The following is a 16,854-nucleotide window of genomic DNA, read 5'->3' on the forward strand; positions in this document are numbered from 1 at the left end:
CCTCTATCCTTTCGTATCTAGCCAATCATGGCGCAGGGTGAACAAGTCTCGCAGCTCTTCCGTTGATAGCTCTGTGATCCAGCTTTCACCCGTCCCGACAATTTGCTGGCTCAACGATAGCTTTCTCTCCATCATTTCATCGATGCGTTCCTCAATAGTCCCGAGTGAAATGAATTTGTAGACGTGAACATCGCGCTGCTGTCCTATGCGATGAGCACGGTCAGTGGCCTGATTTTCTACCGCAGGATTCCACCAGCGATCTACGTGAATGACGTGGTTGGCTTCCGTCAGGTTCAAGCCAGTTCCACCCGCGCGCAACGAAAGAATGAAGATGGCCCCGCGTTCATCGTCTGGAAGTGTCGGGTCTTGAAAACGAGCGATCATCTCATCGCGTTTCTCTTTTTTCGTGGCTCCATTTAGGAAGTAGACAGGTCCATAGCCTTCTCGCGTCAGCACCCGTTGAAGCATATTGCCCATTTGGATGTATTGGGTAAAAATCAGGCAACGCTCTTTCTTTTGGCGAATATCGTCCACCAATTCCAGCAGTCTTTCCAATTTGTGCGAACGACCTGCTTCATCTGTTGTTGCGATTTCATTCAAAATGAGCGCAGGATGGTCACACAGCTGTTTGAGACGTGTCAGTGTCGTCAGAATCAGACCGCGCCGCTCCATAGGGGAGGCTTTTTCCATTCGATCAAACATGTCTTGAATTGCTGTCTCATAAAGTGCGCCTTGTTCGGTAGTCAGCGGTACGTATTCCTTGCTCTCATTCTTGTCCGGCAAGTCGAGCTGAATGTTCGGATCGGTTTTCACGCGACGGAGCAGGAAAGGCTGAATGAGTCGTTGCACTTGATTGATGAGCTGCTGGTCTTGGTCGCGTTCGATGGGATGGACAAAGCGCTGGGTAAATTCCCCGAGACTTCCCAAGTAGCCGGGATTCAAGAAATCAAAGATGGACCAGAGCTCACTCAGACGATTTTCGATCGGAGTGCCTGTGAGAGCGATCCGATGCCATGCTTTCAAATCGCGCACAGCGGATGCTTGCTTTGTATAGGCGTTTTTAATATTTTGCGCCTCGTCGAGACAAATCGTATCCCATGTAACCATTCCTAGCTCCTGCTCATCCAAATGGGACAGGGCGTAGGAGGTAATCACCAGATCCGCTCCCTTGATCGCTGGCAAAAAGGCCTCCTTCTTTTGGCGATCATTACCATAATGAATCATCACCTGAAGAGAGGGTGCGAAGCGCTTCAGCTCTTTTTGCCAGTTACCTATGACGGAGGTCGGGCAGATTAAGAGAGAAGGAGTACTGGCTGGGCCATGTTGTTTGACATGAAGCAAATACGTAATAAATTGAACCGTTTTTCCCAATCCCATGTCATCAGCCAGACAAGCTCCCAACCCAAAGCGGCGTAAAAAGAACAGCCACGAACTGCCCTCTAGCTGATAATGGCGCAACGTCCCGTGAAAAGTAGATGGCTGCTCCATGATCGGAATGCGCTTTGTTTCTTGCAATTGATTCAACAGCTCTCGCAAATGCTGGTTTAGCTGAACTTCAACCGTTAGAGAAGTGTCGAAATCGAACTCATCATCGGGTAGCTCCTCAACCTCCACAGTGGGGGCGAGGTGCATTCTCATGACATCGCGAAGGGACATGCCGTTTTTCGCTTGGTTTTTCTTGAGCGCTTCCTGTAGCTGCAAGAATAGATCGGGAGTCAATTGCACCCAATGCCCGCGAATTTTCAACAGGCGCTGCTTTTGTTTAATGAGTTCCTCAAATTCCTCTTCGCTGAGCTCTACAGGTCCCAAGGCGAGCTTCCATTCAAAATCCATGAGCTGGGAGACACCCAGGAACGACTGTCTGCTAGCTCCGACAGAGGTTGTAATCTTGGCTTTTAGCTTCGGTTTTACCCGACGCACTTGTTCCCACCATGCTGGCAAAAAGACGTGAATACCAGCTTGCACTAACTGCAAACTGCTCGAGGTCAAAAAGATCCATGCTTGCTCGTTCGTCAGTCGGGTGAGAAAACGGCTTTGATTCTCCTGGGTGTCTTTTTGCCAAGGGAGAATCTCTTTGCATTTGGCTAGGTCCGTGAGAAAACGACTCCAGTGCTCACGCCAGTCAGCAGGGATGCGAGCGGTGGCTACTCCCTCAGCCGTCAACTGGTGTGGCTCAATGAGAAATAACTGATCTGGCTCTTCACGATTCTGCAAATACACGTGAAGTTGCCAGTCATTGGTGTGCTCCTCGGCCTCGATGATTTGCAAGCATGTGCGAAACGGTGTCGTATCTGGCAGCCAGCCTATGGATTGCAACCATTCCTGTTCCTGAAGGTGTGGAGAAAGCTCAGCGCCCATGACGTACAGAGCCGGGTAATGCGTCAATAGCTGCTCCCACTTTCGTCCAATCTCACCAGTGCCTTGCAAGGATTCCTCCACGACAAGCGAAAGCCACCTATGGCCGTACTCTGGAAAATCGACGGGAGTATGCAGGGCTCTCCAGCCGATTTGTCCTTTTTTCCAAGAAGAAAAATCAGGGGCAAGGGAGCCTTGTGCGAGCGTATTACGGATCATTCCCGCTACATGCGTAAATTGTTCAAATGGCGTGCTGGATGAATAGGTCCGATGCAAAAGCCACTGGGGGGAGACGAAAAAGGAGAGGGCCTTGGCAGGACTAAGCAAGACGCCTTGCTCGTTTTTGTCCAGGAAGGTTCCGTAATAAGATGACTCATCCCACGCAAACAGTGTTCCTGCCAATTCTTCTGGATCGACCACTGCTCCTTGTGTGTCTTTGCCAGTAATCAAGAATTGTCCGTCTGCCAAAAGCTCTCCATCTAGAACCAGTGTAGTGACGGTATTCATAAGTTGAAATTTCCTCTCCTTAGCTCTTCTTGAAAAGCACGTAACCGATTATGTTTGGCAGATAATTGTTCCACGTATCGTTCCCAGCGCGCATCTTGGTTGGCTCTGTTGTAAATCGTCCTTACTTTTTTCATGAGCTTGATCGCTTCTTTATAGGCCGTTCGATTACGTTCCGCAATGAGTCTGTTCACCTCACGTAAATAGAAAGGGAAGAGCAGAGTCGGTTCTGTTTCCTCAATTTCTTTCACCTGCACGAGCGAGATATCGGCCATGGGCACTTGAAACGACATTTGTAAATCAATCCATTGCTGAAACTGTCGTTCTTCATATAAATAGGCGGCATATTCGTGATAACTACTCGGTAAGAACTGCTTCAGCTTGGCGCCACACTCGGCTGATCGTCCCACTCGCTGCATCGCTTCCTGCCAAATGGCGATAACGAGACGGTATTGCTGTGTCTCCGCTTGACCGATTAAGGACGTTAAAGAAGCAGTCCAATCGAGAAATCGTTGCCATTCGCCATTGCGAGCGAATGATTTCATATAGGACAAGTAGAAGGAGAGGTTCAAGCGGCTCATTTTTTTCCAGATTTGCAGAGCAGCTTCGTCCTCCTTTTCCATCACATGAAAGTGGGCACGGAGCAGTAGCCCTTTTTCCTTTTCGGCGGCAGAACTGTTTTCATTGTTAATAAGCTGATCCAGCACATGGATCTCCTCTTGCATCCACTGTGGGTTCTTCAAGAGCATCCACCATAACATTTGATAGGCGAATATCCAGTAGAGAGAGGTGGCTTCGTTTTCTTTCAATTCCTTCGTCAGTTGAAGTGTATCGACGATAGCATCCTGATGGTGAGTCAAGAGAGCTGGGATATCCGCGAAGTACAATGTCCCTTCTAATTGGTCCAATAACCGCTCGGCGGTCTGAACCAAATCCAGGAACCAATATGATTGGCGGTACGTTTTGACGTATTGTGTAAGCTTCATGAGATGAAACAGATTGGCATGAATGACAAAGAGCTGTGCCCGATCCTTCGGCCACGAGGCAGCAACACTCAGTACATTTTGATAGCTCGATAATAACTCAGAGGAAGCCCGATACGATTCCATGGCCGCAAACAGATTGCGTGTCCAGCTCTCAAAAAATGCCCACCATTCTTTGACGGAGCTGTTCGAGGTAAGCGCCGAGGAAATAGACGCTGTATCCTGCTGAGCAGGAGCGGTATGGCTGTATTTATAAGTAGGAATCAGCAGATGAGGAGAAAAAGTAGCTCGCCTTGGTTGTTGGGAGCGGGTCAAAAATGTACGAGGATTCTCGAACACACTGTACATCTGAAAAAAGGTGGCAGCAATATGCTTGCAAATACGCGAATAAGGGCAGGTACACGTACTGTTTTGAACCGTTTCCATATCGAGGCGAACATGATACACCTCAGAACCTTGAACATCACTCGTCAAATACTGGCCTTGTTCTACGCGTGTATTAAAGACGACGCCATCTGAAAAGTACGTATAGCCCCGTTCAATAATGTGTCCTTCGACGGCAATTAGGATTTGCTCGCCTACCTGTATCGCTTGTTCCCGAGTCAACTCTCTTTGCAACATGTAGTCAGATCCTCCGAACGAAGTGTCATCCCTCCATTATAACCCAAAATGCGGAGAATGGAAAAAGATGCGTGTGTTCACAGGGGATAAAATAGTTGGGGCTATTAGCAGAAACAATGCTTAATTTTTCCGGGGACTGGGTGTATACTGTACACGTCGAATAAAAAGCAACTAAACGCAATGTGTTTGATTGCCTTTAGTTGTGTTTGTACAACATGAGAGAGAAGGGGCACACATGCTATCGATTTCGATTCTGCTCGTATTATCGTCAGGTCTTGCGCATGCAGTCTGGAACCTGTTCACGAAAAAAAGTGAGAACAAAATGGCGTTTCTTTGGTTGATTACCTTGCCAACAACCGTGATCATCTTGCCTGTTCTCCTTTGGGAATTGATGCACGTACAACTGACATGGTCTTTGGTTCTTTTTCTGTCTATGTCCTTTTTCTTTCAAGGATGCTATACCTTATTGATTTCAAAGGCGTATACATACGGGGATATCTCACAGGTTTACCCCATCATGAGGGGAACGGGGACGCTTCTCATTCCGTTTTTTAGCGCCATTTTCTTTCAAGAGTATTTATCGGTACCAGGATGGCTGGGGGTCATTTGCATCGTGATCGGAGTCTTCGCCATTAGCGGGATGATAGGGCCAAATCGTCAGGCACAACCAGTGAATCCGCTCGCCCTGCGATACGCTGTTGCTGTTGGACTATGCATTACAGGGTACACGTTAACCGACAAGCAAATCGTCCAACAATTGTCTCCATTCGCTTTATTGGAAATAACGAACTTTGCCTGTCTGATTGTCGCTGGGGGCTTCGTTTGGAAGAAGGGACTCATCCGCCGTGAGTGGCAAAAAAACTGGCAAACGATTGTACTCGGTGCCATCCTGTCACCAGGTTCGTATTTATTGTTTTTGTTTGCCATGACATTGGCACCGCTGGCAGCTATTGCGCCCATTCGTGAGGTAAGTACGGTTTTTGGTACGCTCCTCGGGGTCTTCTTGTTAAAGGAGCGACAACGCATATGGCGTCTGTCTATGTCGTTGATGATCACGATTGGCATTATTTCCATCGCGGTTTGGGGCTAAAGGATGATACAGAGTCAGTTGGGAGAAATCCTGGCTGGCTATTTTTTTTACTACCTGGGAAAGATGAAGGGGGAAGAAAATAACGGCTAAGGATGATCAAAATGGATGCAAAAGCAATTGCTCCGATCACTCATAAGCGGAAGAAAAAAAGAAGAATCGCAGTAAGAACTCTCGGAATCATCATTGGAGCCTTGTTGGTGGCAGTCGGACTGGAAATCTTTCTGGTTCCAAACAACATCATTGACGGTGGTGTTACCGGCGTTTCCATTATGGTCTCAAAGCTGACGGGAGGCCCACTCGGCTTATTTTTATTCCTGCTGAACCTGCCCTTTTTACTTGTTGGCTACAAGCAAATTGGCAAGACGTTTGCCATATCTACGCTGTTCGGTGTCGTCGTGATGTCGTTGGGGACGAGCTACCTCCATCATGTTCCGAGCTTGACGGACGATTTGCTTCTCTCTGCTGTTTTTGGTGGGATCATCATCGGGATCGGTGTGGGACTTGTCATTCGCGCGGGCGGTTCCTTGGATGGAACGGAAATTGTTGCGATCCTGATGACGAGGAAAAGTCCGTTTTCGGTCGGCGAAATGGTGATGTTTTTTAACATTTTTATTCTAGGCAGTGCCGGCTTCATTTTTGGATGGGACCGGGCCATGTACTCGTTAATTGCTTACTATATCGCTTACAAAATGATCGATATTACGATGGTCGGACTCGAACAATCCAGATCAGTATGGATCATCAGTGATTATCCAGCCGAAATTGGCGATGCGTTAACGGCGAGACTGGGGAGGGGAATTACCTATTTGAATGGGGAAGGTGGCTACTCCGGAGACGTTAAAAAAGTCATCTTCTGTGTCATCACCCGATTGGAAGAAGCGAAGCTAAAATCCATCGTGGAGGAAATCGATTCCTCTGCATTTTTGGCAATCGGTCATATTCACGATGTTTCTGGTGGACGGTTTAAGAAGAAAAATATTCATTAAAACCTTACGTACAAATTACCCCTGAGCCAGGTAGGTAGAACGACCTGATTGGTAAGGGGTAAAAATGTATTGACGGAAATAACTGAATTCATTTAATATTACGTCATACCAAAATACAAAATAACGTTCCGTATTTTGGGACAATTGAATGGTGATGAAAAATGGACAAAACAGAAAAAACAGCAAACCGAAGTGTGTTAAAAACGCTAGAGTTTCTCGAATATTTTATCCAAAACAGTGAATTAAGCCTGGCTGAGCTTGTCGAGTTGTCAGATATGCCGAAGAGTACGGTGTTTCGAATTCTTCAGACGCTGGAAATGCGCGGCTTTGTCTCCAAAACGACCACTCATAATCCGCCTAAATACCAATTGGGATTGAAGCTGCTGGAGTTTGGGAACATTGTTGCCCAACGGCTGGAGATCAGGAAAATCGCGCTCCCGTATATGCTGCAGCTACGGGATACGGTGGATGAGGCAGTCAACCTGATTATTCGTGATCAAGACGAAGGGGTTTACATCGAAAAAGTCGATACCCGCCAGTATGTTCGTGTATATACGCAGGTAGGCAGAAAATCACCGTTGTACGCAGGAGCATGCCCGCGCATTTTGCTCTCATTTCTACCGGATCATGAGATCGAAGAATTGTTGAACCGGGTAGACATGAAGAAAATCTCACCAGAAACAAATACAGACAAAGATCTGCTATGGCAATGGATTCACGATGCACGTGAAAACGGCTATACAGTCAGCTACGGTGAATTGGAGCCGGATTCCGCGGCAATTGCTGTACCTATTCGAGATTTTACGGGACAAGTAATAGCTGGCTTGAGCTTGGCTGGAGCTACATCACGCTTTCAGCCAGATCGATTGGAATATTTGGTACAGGAGACAAAAGCGGTAGCGAATCAAATCATGAGCAAGCTGGGCTATTCAGATGCAAAGGCGGGACTTTGATGCTGGAAATCAAAAATCTTCAGACGAGATTCCGAACCGATAATGGAGAAATTACCGTTTTGGATGGCGTTAGTTTTCAAATCAACAAAGGTGAGACGATTGGAGTAGTAGGGGAGTCGGGTTGTGGGAAAAGTGTCACCTCACTATCCATCATGGGGCTTCTGCCGAGAACCGCGCGAATCACTGGTGGAGAGATCCTGTACAACGGTGAAAATCTGGTTGCCTTCTCCAAGGATCAGATGAGGAAGGTACGGGGAAAAGAGATCGCGATGATTTTTCAAGAACCGATGACCTCACTCAATCCGGTTTATACAATCGGGGCGCAGATCATGGAGCTCGTCTTGAATCATACAAGTATGAACAAAAAACAAGCCAAAGAGCACGCGATCCAAATGCTGAAGCTGGTCGGGATTCCGAGAGCGGAAGAAATCGTTGATGAGTATCCGCATCAGCTATCTGGCGGGATGAGGCAGCGTGTGATGATCGCGATGGCGATGTCCTGTAGTCCATCTCTATTGGTTGCAGACGAGCCTACGACCGCACTCGACGTGACCATTCAGGCGCAGATTCTTGACCTGATGAGAGAGCTACAGCAGAAGAGCGAGATGACCATTATGCTGATCACGCACGATCTTGGTGTGGTAGCAGAGATGTGTGATCGGGTGGTCGTCATGTATGCAGGGCAAGTCGTCGAGGAAGCCGAGGTAGAAAAGCTATTTGCCACTCCAAAGCATCCGTACACGGTCGGTTTATTGGGCTCGATCCCGGATATGGACACAGAACAGGAGTACTTGTTTACGATTGGCGGGACCGTTCCCAGTCCAGGTCAGATGCCCCCAGGATGCCGTTTTGCTGAACGATGCCAGAAGGCTTTTGACAAATGCTACGAGCAAGCTCCACCGTTATTCGATCTGAATGATGGTACAAAAAGCAGATGCTGGCTGTATGAGTAAGCGTAAAGGATGTGAATCTTTTGGAAAAATCAGAATCTACTCCCTTGCTTGAGGTGAGAGGGTTAAAAAAATACTTTCCGATTCGCAGTGGATTCATGAAGAAGGTAACGAATCACGTCAAAGCTGTTGACGATCTCTCTTTTACCGTTGCAACGGGGGAGACGCTCGGAATTGTAGGTGAATCCGGTTGCGGGAAGTCAACCACAGGCAGAGCCATTCTACGATTGCTCGAACCTACGGGTGGCGAAGTGATTTTTCAAGGAGAGAATTTAGCGGCCCTTTCCCCAAATGAGATGAGGATGAAGCGAAAGGATTTGCAAATTATTTTCCAAGACCCGTTCGCCTCCCTCAATCCGCGAATGACAGTTGGGGAGATCATTGAAGAGCCGATGATCATATTCGAACTGTATGAAACGTCAAAAGAACGCAAGGAAAAAGTAGCGGAATTGATGCAGGTTGTCGGTTTGAAACCAGAAAATTCCGAACGTTTTCCCCATGAGTTTAGTGGTGGTCAGCGACAGCGGATCGGCATTGCACGTGCGCTAGCGCTTAATCCCAAGCTAATAGTGGCAGATGAACCAGTATCTGCACTCGATGTTTCGATTCAATCACAGGTATTGAACCTGATGAGGGATTTGCAAAAGCAATACGGACTCACTTACATATTCATCTCTCACAACTTGAGTGTCGTGAAGCATTTTTGCGACAGGATCGGCGTGATGTATTTGGGACGGATGGTTGAGCTGGCACCCAAAAATGCGCTATATGAAGAGCCGCTGCATCCTTATACGCGCTCATTACTGTCCGCAGTTCCGATTGCCAAGCCAAAAACGAAGCGAGAGCGCATCATCTTGACTGGAGATGTACCGAGTCCAGCGAACCCTCCGAGTGGCTGCACGTTCCATACGCGTTGTCCGGATTGTATGGAAATTTGCAAAACGGACAAGCCCGAATTCCAATCGATGGGCGATGGTCGATATGTTGCCTGTCATTTGTATAACCAATAGGAACAAATGACGGCTATCATATTTTTTCAACATGAATGCCAGAACGAACAGAAAAAAGGGGGACTTGTTTTGAAAAAGAAGGTAGGTATAACCACTTGCTCCGCATTACTCTTGCTAGCTGCTGCTTTGGGCGGATGTTCGGGTAAGTCGGCAGACACAAGCACACAGGCAAATCCGCAATCGAAGACAGAAGCGCAAGCTCCGGCAAAAAATGAACTTACACTTGGTGTGAATGGAGATCCGCACTCTTGGGATCCGATTGATACGTTTTTACTTGATTGGAGTACGGTAGCAACCTCTGTATTTGAAGGCTTAGTCGAGCGTACCACTGACTTGAAAATCCAGCCAGGACTCGCTGAATCGTGGGAGTTCAAGGATGACAAGACACTTCAGTTTAAACTTCGTAAAGGAGTTACCTTCCACAACGGCGAGCCATTCAACGCGGAAGCAGTGAAATTTACATTTGATCGCCTGCTTGGTGAAGAAGGGAAAAAAGGACCACAGCAAGCGAACTATGCTTCGATTGACCGTGTAGAAGTGGTAGACGAGTTTACAGTCAACATGATTCTCAAGGAAAAAGATCCTGTACTCCTTACAAAGCTGGCAGGTTATGGCGGTGTGATCGTTCCGCCTAAGTATTACAAGGAAAAAGGGGACGAGTACTTTAACACGCATCCAGTAGGTACGGGTCCTTTCAAAATGGATAGCTATGAAAAAGATAACAAGGTTGTACTGGTGAAAAACGAAAGCTATTGGAAGCAAGGTCAACCGAAGCTGGAAAAAGTAACGTTCCGTTTTATTCCAGAAGCAACTACACGTCTAGCTGAAATGCAAACAGGTGCGATCGACATTATGAAAAAAGTCGAGATTAGCCAAACAGAATCCATCAAGGGCATGTCTGATCTTGAACTGATGCAAGTCGGGTCGCCAACCGTTTATTCGATTCGATTTAATACATCGATGAAGCCAGTTGACAATGTAAAAGTCCGTGAAGCGATTGCTTACGCCATTGATGCAGACTTGATTATCGAAACGCTGCTCGGCGGATATGGTAAGCGGGTCAATTCCTTCCAAAGCGATATGTCTTTCGGCTATGATCCTAACCTGCCATTACGTAATTATGATCCAGAAAAAGCAAAACAACTGCTTGCAGAAGCAGGTGTGAAGGAAGGAACTGAGCTTGATCTCTTCCTCCCGGGTACAGATGCAACGTTTAAAGAGGTAGCACAAGCGATCGAAATGCAATTAGGCCAAGTCGGTCTCAAGGTGAAGCTGAATCTGGTGGACGCCTCCACATTTACTTCTGACCTCATCCCGAAAGGAAAAGCAGGACATATGTACCGGAATGGCTGGGGTGGATGGACGCTCGACTTTGATAATACTGCCTATCTGATGTATCACAAAGGCGAGTTCTGGAACCCTGATTTCTATGACGAAAAAGTAGAGGAGCTCTTGAAAACAGAACGCTCCACGTTTGACCAAGAAAAGCGTATGGCAGCATTTAAAGAGCTGAATCAACGCCTGTATGAGCTAGTCCCAGATGTACCGCTCTATCAAACGATCAACCTGTGGGCAGTAAACAAACGAGTAAAAGGCTTCCAACCTCCGACAGATGAACGTATCGATTTGCGCGAAGCATCGGTTGAATAAGGAAAGTTTTGAACAGGGGGAGTAGAAGATGTCTCTTCTATTCCCTTCATTTTTGATAAAGGAGGAGCGGGATGGCAGCCTTTTTAATTAGACGTCTACTACATAGTGTTTTTGTCGTTCTTGCTATTACTCTTGTCATTTTTGTCCTGGTGCGAATGACTGGCGACCCAGTATCGATCATGTTTCAAGCAGGAGAGCCTACCAAAGAGGCAATTACTGAGCTTCGGAAAAATCTCGGTCTGGACGAGCCCGTTTATGTACAGTTCGGGCTTTATTTAAAAGATATGTTTACCGGTAACTTTGGCACCTCGTTCCGAACAGGTGAGAGCGTGATCGACATGATGAATGAGAAGATGGGAGCAACTTTGCTGCTTGCCTTCGGGGGAATGTTTGTCGCTTTGTTGATTGCGATTCCAGTAGGGATCATTTCCGCTGTTTACAGAGGCAGCGTAGCTGACTTTTTCGGACGCATTTTTTCATTGCTAGGAATTTCTTTTCCTAACTTTTGGTTAGGGATTATGTTAATCATCATATTTGCCGTTAAGCTGGGCTGGTTTCCTGCTTCTGGTTATGAAGGTCTGGAGTATTTGGTTCTGCCTTCCGTCGCACTCGGACTCATCTTGTCAGGAATTTTGGCTCGATTAGTACGCTCTTCCATGCTGGAGGTAATGAATCAGCAATATATCAATACGGCCCGTTCCAAAGGGATCAAGGAATGGCTTGTCATCATCAAGCATGGCTTGCGAAACGCATTAATCCCAACGGTAACCTTTATTGGATTGCAATTTGGTACGTTGTTGGGCGGTACCGTGATTATTGAGCAAGTTTTTTCATGGCCAGGTATCGGGCGTATGCTGATTGATGCGATATCGCAACGTGACTTTCCCGTGATTCAAGGCTCTGTCATTATCTTGTCTTTTTTGATGATCTTCGTGAATTTGTTGGTTGATCTCAGTTATGGCTTTATTGATCCACGTATTAGGCAGGGAGGAGGAAAAAGCGAATGACGACAGCGACGGTTCCAAACAATCAGACCAATCTACCAATCAAAAAACGTGGAAAATGGAGCAAGATGGGCAGAAGATTCGCTCGAAATCCGTGGGCAATGACGGGGATGTTCTTGCTTATGCTTGCCGTCGTATCCGCACTTTTTGCACCGGTAATTGCGCCATCCACTCCTGATAAAGCTGATTTGCGTGCACGGTTGGTTGCTCCCTCGTGGATGGACGATACGGGGAAATCCGAGCATTTGCTGGGTACGGATCAGGTAGGACGTGACTTACTGAGCCGAATCATTTACGGAGCGCGAATATCGTTATTGGTTGGTGTCGTATCCGTACTGATTTCCTTAGTTATCGGGGTGATTCTGGGCCTCATCGCAGGCTTTTACGGGCGCTGGGTAGATGATCTGCTAATGCGCTTGGCAGATGTACAGCTGGCATTCCCTTTCATTTTGTTTGCGATTATCGTCATGACGGTTTTTGGGGCAGGTTTATGGAAGCTCATACTTGTTCTGGGGATCAGTAACTGGGTAGGCTTTGCACGACTGGTTCGAGGACAGGTCATGAGTGTAAAAGAAATGGAATACGTTCAGGCTGCCAAAGCTATCGGGGCTACGAATTTGCGGATCATCAGAAAACATGTCCTGCCAAACGTCTCTTCTTCGATCATCGTATTGGCAACGTTAAATGTAGCAACCAACATTTTGTTGGAAGCATCGTTGACGTTTATTGGATTGGGTGTAGACCCTTCGATTCCTACATGGGGCGGCATGCTGGCAGACGGTCGCAACTATCTGGAGACGGCATGGTGGGTTGCTACTTTCCCTGGCATCGCTATTATGATTACGGTGTTTGGAATTAACCTGCTGGGCGATTGGCTGCGTGATGAGCTAGATCCAAATCTGCGCGTGTAAGGGGGCTAACCAATGAGAGGGCTAGGTGATATTTTTACAACGAAAGGGTTAGTTGCGGACCGAAACAATGACGGTGTAGCTGATTCGTTGTCTGTTTCCTTCTGTTTTCAAACGGGAATCGTCGTAGAAGGATTCATTGATTTTTGTGCCCGATTAGGCCTTGAAACAAGTGAGCTGGATCTGCCCTCCATTCGTATGGAAGATTCACCGATGGTCGCTAGCAGCACGAAAAGCGGTGAGTGGCTTTGCACAGTATGTATCGAGCCATCCTGCGACGTGGATGATGCGTCATGCACTCTCGATCCAGGGAACAATCGAATTGCTTTCGTTGGTGGAAGCGAAGAGAGTCTTAGCCGATTACTGCGCTGGATGGCGGCATATTGGACAGATGCAGCACCTGAAACGGCTTCGCTCGGTGACATTGAAAGGATTCGTTGTTCTTTACATGAAGTTCAACTGTACGTTTCTGCGGATGTTTCACCTGTCTGTCAAATTGCGATACCTCAGTATGCACTGATGAGCTCGCATGAGGGAAGCCCTATCGTAGAGAGACCAACTCCACTTGATAGTCTGACAGAGCTTTGGACAACGGCAGGGTTCTATCAAGCAGGGCGTACGGATTTAACGAGTCGGACAGATGTATTTTTTACAGGGCTCCAAACTGCAGAGGCGGTTATGTCTGCCGCCCGCTTTGCAGCTCGGATTGGTCTTGCCTCGACCGGGATACATTTCCCGCTCACAGGAGAAGCAGATCGGATTGCGGAGCTCACTTTTTCCTTACACATGAATGGTGAAGCACCTCTAGCAAGTGGAGTGGTCGAGGTAATCCCAGACCCTAAAGAAAAGACAACAAGGGTCATCCAGCTTTCAGGGGGAGGACAAGCGATTGTTGCGGCGCTTGATTATTTCGGGACGGCCACTCCGCACCGACTCGGGGGGACTTTTGGTGCATGGGAAGAATCAGACGAGCAAAAAGGGAAGGAATTCCCGTTATTTTTAGAGAAAACCTGGAAAGACCAGGGCGAACGAAATGAGATAGAACAGTTGTTTCATGAGCAGTTGATCGCGATTGTTAGTCAAAAGGAGACGGCCGGGCGCTTATCCTCTCCGCTCGTGGTCACTGCGTTTTTGTCAGAACCAAAAGAGATTCGACGTGCGTTGGAGCGATGCTGGAGGAACGCAATCACGGAGCTGCTTCCGGATAACGATAGTACGGTACATATTCACTCTGCTTTTAAACCAGGTTTGTGCTGGATAAAAGAAACGATTTTGCCGTCTCTTGTACGTACAGGGGAACGTGTAGAACGAATGTTGATCTCTTTCCAACGAGAAGAGAGAGAAGGCGGAATGGAGCTTTCTCATCGATGGCTTCAAGAATTATACCCAGTAGATCAGTTGTTGGAAAAAGAATTGGGCTTGTCCTTGTCGCAAGTATTATTCGTAATGGATGAGAACCTACCGACTACTTACCGAGTCGAGGCTTGGGGAGTCGGGCTTGCGCACTTAGGTACATGGAATTTAGACGTACCTGTATCCACAGTGACGTATGCCGACGAGCAAAGTCGAGCTTATCCAACTACGTCAGGACTCTTCTTCTCCTATGGAACGACAAAAGAACAAATCTTGGTTCCGACGGATCGAGAGAGGTTTTGGCAATTCTATACGCAGCAGTTTTTACCTGAGTTGACGGAAGGATTGTTATGTAAACAAAATGAACCGTATCAAGGAAACAGTCCGCTCTTTCATTCGATAGAGGTAAACGTCACGATGAGTGAACAGGAAGAACGGCTAGACATAGACGAAGAAACAATATCGTCGTTAGAAGCGTTGCATGAAGATATTTATTTTTATACGCTGGACTACTATGCGTATTTGGGTGAAAGAAAAACGGGAGTGGCGTGGAATTCTCCTGGGGCGGTACGACCATTTGTAAAGGTCAAACCAGCAAGCTCTCCAGTGGCAACCATTCGCGTAAAAGAATATAAAGAAGAACAAGCTTTCTCTATCAAAACGACTCATTTATACTTCGAGGCAGAGCAATCTGCTCTTGTAAAAGCACGCATCCTGAGAACGAACGAAAAGAGTAGCAGCATCGAAGAACGGAAGCTTCCTTTTCTACACCGAAACCATCATCCAGATATGGGAGAATGGGCAGAGCTGGCTACACATCCGTCTGTGCATATCTGGGAAGTAGAGAAATCGTTTGAAGGACGGCCGATTTTTGCAGTGGAAGTAACAGCACCCCAGACATCCACTTACGTATCAACTCACAAGCTATCTCTGTATAAACCAACCATTTTGCTCGAAACCGGACATCATCCAAACGAGGTTTCCAGTATGCCTGCTGCACGTGAGCTGGTGGCAGAGCTCATAACCGAAAAAAGGGATTGGCTTACTCGTTTCAATCTGGTCGTGATTCCATTTGCCAATCCGGATGGGATCGCACTTCATCAAGAGCTCGTCAAAGATAATCCATTTTGGAAGCATCATGCTGCCCGTTATAATGCCGTTGGATTAGAGTATACCAATCACCGTTTTCAGCCGAGTGTTTTTGGCGAATCGCGGGTAGTTCCCCACCTGTTTTATCGCTGGATGCCGGATGTGATTATTGATGATCACGGAATTCCTTCGCATGAATGGACACAACCATTCGCTGGGTACAATAGCCCGCCGAGATTCCCTGTATCTTATTGGATGCCGATCTCACTCTTTTACGGAATTGGCCGCGAGATGGACCGATCTGACTATCCTCATCATGCTGTCGCTCTTGATACAATTCAAAAGGCAGCCGAGGAAGGGCTGAGACATCATCCGCGCCTGTGGAACAAAAATAAACGCTTTATCGACCGCTACATTCGGTATGGACATAACTGGGAGCCCACCATTTTCCCATTGCCTACTGATCAAAATTTCTTGTTTTATCGTTGGCCTACAAAGCTGAACAGAACCTCTCCTTCCTTACTCTCTCGTTTTCCTGAATGGGTGACGCTTGATTTAATAACGGAAGCGGCTGATGAGACGGTCGCGGGAGGAGCGTTACGAGATTGCATCGAAACGCATAAGATTTTCAATCGTGCTGTCATGGAGTGTGTGGCATCCAGCCCACGGCGTGTTTCGCGACAGTATGGACAAGACCATATTCGACTCTCACGAATGAGACCGATGCGGATCGGAGGAGACAATTATGAAGACCATTTTAGTAACAGGGTTTGATCCTTTTGGTGGAGAAATAGTTAACCCTGCTTGGGAATCGGTAAAAGAACTGGGAAAAATCGAGTCTGATTTGTATAAAGTAGAGCTACGCCAAATTCCTACCGTTTTTGAAAAATCGATCGAACATCTGTATGCAGCGATAGAAGAAACGAAACCGGACATCGTGTTATGTATCGGTCAAGCAGGTGGACGAGGAGATATTGCGGTTGAGCGTGTAGCGATTAACGTTAATGACGCTCGAATCCCGGATAATGAAGGAAATCAGCCGATTGATACACCGATCAGGGAAAACGGTCCTACTGGCTACTGGTCTACATTGCCAATCAAAGCGATTGTCCATGAGTTAAAACAAAAAGGAATTCCGGCTTCCATATCGCAGACGGCGGGTACCTATGTGTGCAACCATCTTTTTTATGGATTGATGCATTACCTTGCTGAGAAAAAAGCTTCCGTACGCGGAGGGTTCATCCATATCCCTTATTTGCCTGAACAGGCAGCAAGGCAAGCAGATCAGCCAAGCATGGCATTGGAAACAATTGTAAAAGGCTTGCAATTGGCAATCGAGACGACGATATCTCATGACCGGGATATTGTCATGGAAGGCGGACAAATTAGCTGAGCAGG

12 protein-coding genes are annotated in these 16,854 nt (G+C 47.1%); 10 read left to right on the forward strand and 2 right to left on the reverse strand.

The features are described from left to right. Nucleotides 1–3: 3 nt before the first annotated feature. Both BBR47_RS13440 and BBR47_RS13445 read right to left on the reverse strand, forming a co-directional pair. A complete protein-coding gene (locus tag BBR47_RS13440; protein WP_015890939.1) occupies nucleotides 4–2,862 on the reverse strand; it encodes a DEAD/DEAH box helicase in 2,859 nt (952 codons plus the stop codon). After that, nucleotides 2,859–4,463 carry an SWIM zinc finger family protein gene (locus BBR47_RS13445; protein WP_015890940.1) on the reverse strand — a complete coding sequence of 535 codons (1,605 nt, stop codon included), beginning with the start codon at nucleotides 4,461–4,463 and terminating at the stop codon, nucleotides 2,859–2,861. The genes BBR47_RS13440 and BBR47_RS13445 overlap by 4 nt, the downstream gene beginning before the upstream one ends. Before the next feature lie 235 nt (nucleotides 4,464–4,698). Here BBR47_RS13445 and BBR47_RS13450 point away from each other — a divergent pair, with 235 nt between their 5' ends. The 10 genes from BBR47_RS13450 (at nucleotide 4,699) to pcp (ending at nucleotide 16,849) form a co-directional block, all read left to right on the forward strand. Continuing rightward, a complete protein-coding gene (locus BBR47_RS13450) occupies nucleotides 4,699–5,553 on the forward strand; it encodes a DMT family transporter (RefSeq protein ID WP_015890941.1) in 855 nt (284 codons plus the stop codon). 101 nt (nucleotides 5,554–5,654) lie between these two features. Continuing rightward, on the forward strand, nucleotides 5,655–6,539 hold the full coding sequence (locus tag BBR47_RS13455) for a YitT family protein (RefSeq protein WP_015890942.1): 885 nt from the start codon (nucleotides 5,655–5,657) through the stop codon (nucleotides 6,537–6,539). Nucleotides 6,540–6,700: 161 nt separating this feature from the next. Beyond that, on the forward strand, nucleotides 6,701–7,492 hold the full coding sequence (locus BBR47_RS13460) for an IclR family transcriptional regulator (RefSeq protein ID WP_015890943.1): 792 nt from the start codon (nucleotides 6,701–6,703) through the stop codon (nucleotides 7,490–7,492). Next, nucleotides 7,492–8,445, forward strand: a complete 954-nt coding sequence (locus BBR47_RS13465) for an ABC transporter ATP-binding protein (protein ID WP_007720998.1) — start codon at nucleotides 7,492–7,494, stop codon at nucleotides 8,443–8,445. The genes BBR47_RS13460 and BBR47_RS13465 overlap by 1 nt, the downstream gene beginning before the upstream one ends. A 20-nt stretch (nucleotides 8,446–8,465) precedes the next feature. Further along, nucleotides 8,466–9,452: an ABC transporter ATP-binding protein gene (locus BBR47_RS13470; RefSeq protein WP_015890944.1), complete on the forward strand. Its 987-nt coding sequence runs from the start codon at nucleotides 8,466–8,468 to the stop codon at nucleotides 9,450–9,452. A 69-nt stretch (nucleotides 9,453–9,521) separates the two neighbouring features. Beyond that, nucleotides 9,522–11,102 (forward strand): ABC transporter substrate-binding protein, encoded by a 1,581-nt coding sequence (locus tag BBR47_RS13475; RefSeq protein WP_015890945.1) that lies wholly within the window; start codon nucleotides 9,522–9,524, stop codon nucleotides 11,100–11,102. Between the two features lie 71 nt (nucleotides 11,103–11,173). Continuing rightward, complete coding sequence (gene nikB / locus BBR47_RS13480) at nucleotides 11,174–12,109, forward strand: nickel ABC transporter permease (protein WP_015890946.1); 936 nt, start codon at nucleotides 11,174–11,176, stop codon at nucleotides 12,107–12,109. After that, nucleotides 12,106–13,017: an ABC transporter permease gene (locus tag BBR47_RS13485; protein WP_041749407.1), complete on the forward strand. Its 912-nt coding sequence runs from the start codon at nucleotides 12,106–12,108 to the stop codon at nucleotides 13,015–13,017. The genes nikB and BBR47_RS13485 overlap by 4 nt, the downstream gene beginning before the upstream one ends. A gap of 12 nt (nucleotides 13,018–13,029) precedes the next feature. After that, on the forward strand, nucleotides 13,030–16,230 hold the full coding sequence (locus tag BBR47_RS13490) for a M14 family metallopeptidase (RefSeq protein WP_015890948.1): 3,201 nt from the start codon (nucleotides 13,030–13,032) through the stop codon (nucleotides 16,228–16,230). After that, a complete protein-coding gene (gene pcp, locus BBR47_RS13495; RefSeq protein ID WP_015890949.1) occupies nucleotides 16,202–16,849 on the forward strand; it encodes a pyroglutamyl-peptidase I in 648 nt (215 codons plus the stop codon). The genes BBR47_RS13490 and pcp overlap by 29 nt, the downstream gene beginning before the upstream one ends. The last annotated feature ends 5 nt before the right edge of the window (nucleotides 16,850–16,854 follow it).

This window comes from Brevibacillus brevis NBRC 100599 (assembly GCF_000010165.1).
Taxonomy (GTDB): Bacteria; Bacillota; Bacilli; order Brevibacillales; family Brevibacillaceae; genus Brevibacillus; species Brevibacillus brevis_D.

What these genes read in the sequence shown, in the direction of transcription:
- BBR47_RS13440 (WP_015890939.1), bottom strand. Translation starts at nt 2,862, where the DNA reads ATGAATACCGTCACTACACTGGTTCTAGATGGAGAGCTTTTGGCAGAC.
- BBR47_RS13445 (WP_015890940.1), bottom strand. Translation starts at nt 4,463, where the DNA reads ATGTTGCAAAGAGAGTTGACTCGGGAACAAGCGATACAGGTAGGCGAG.
- BBR47_RS13450 (WP_015890941.1), top strand. Translation starts at nt 4,699, where the DNA reads ATGCTATCGATTTCGATTCTGCTCGTATTATCGTCAGGTCTTGCGCAT.
- BBR47_RS13455 (WP_015890942.1), top strand. Translation starts at nt 5,655, where the DNA reads ATGGATGCAAAAGCAATTGCTCCGATCACTCATAAGCGGAAGAAAAAA.
- BBR47_RS13460 (WP_015890943.1), top strand. Translation starts at nt 6,701, where the DNA reads ATGGACAAAACAGAAAAAACAGCAAACCGAAGTGTGTTAAAAACGCTA.
- BBR47_RS13465 (WP_007720998.1), top strand. Translation starts at nt 7,492, where the DNA reads ATGCTGGAAATCAAAAATCTTCAGACGAGATTCCGAACCGATAATGGA.
- nikB (WP_015890946.1), top strand. Translation starts at nt 11,174, where the DNA reads ATGGCAGCCTTTTTAATTAGACGTCTACTACATAGTGTTTTTGTCGTT.
- BBR47_RS13485 (WP_041749407.1), top strand. Translation starts at nt 12,106, where the DNA reads ATGACGACAGCGACGGTTCCAAACAATCAGACCAATCTACCAATCAAA.
- BBR47_RS13490 (WP_015890948.1), top strand. Translation starts at nt 13,030, where the DNA reads ATGAGAGGGCTAGGTGATATTTTTACAACGAAAGGGTTAGTTGCGGAC.
- pcp (WP_015890949.1), top strand. Translation starts at nt 16,202, where the DNA reads ATGAAGACCATTTTAGTAACAGGGTTTGATCCTTTTGGTGGAGAAATA.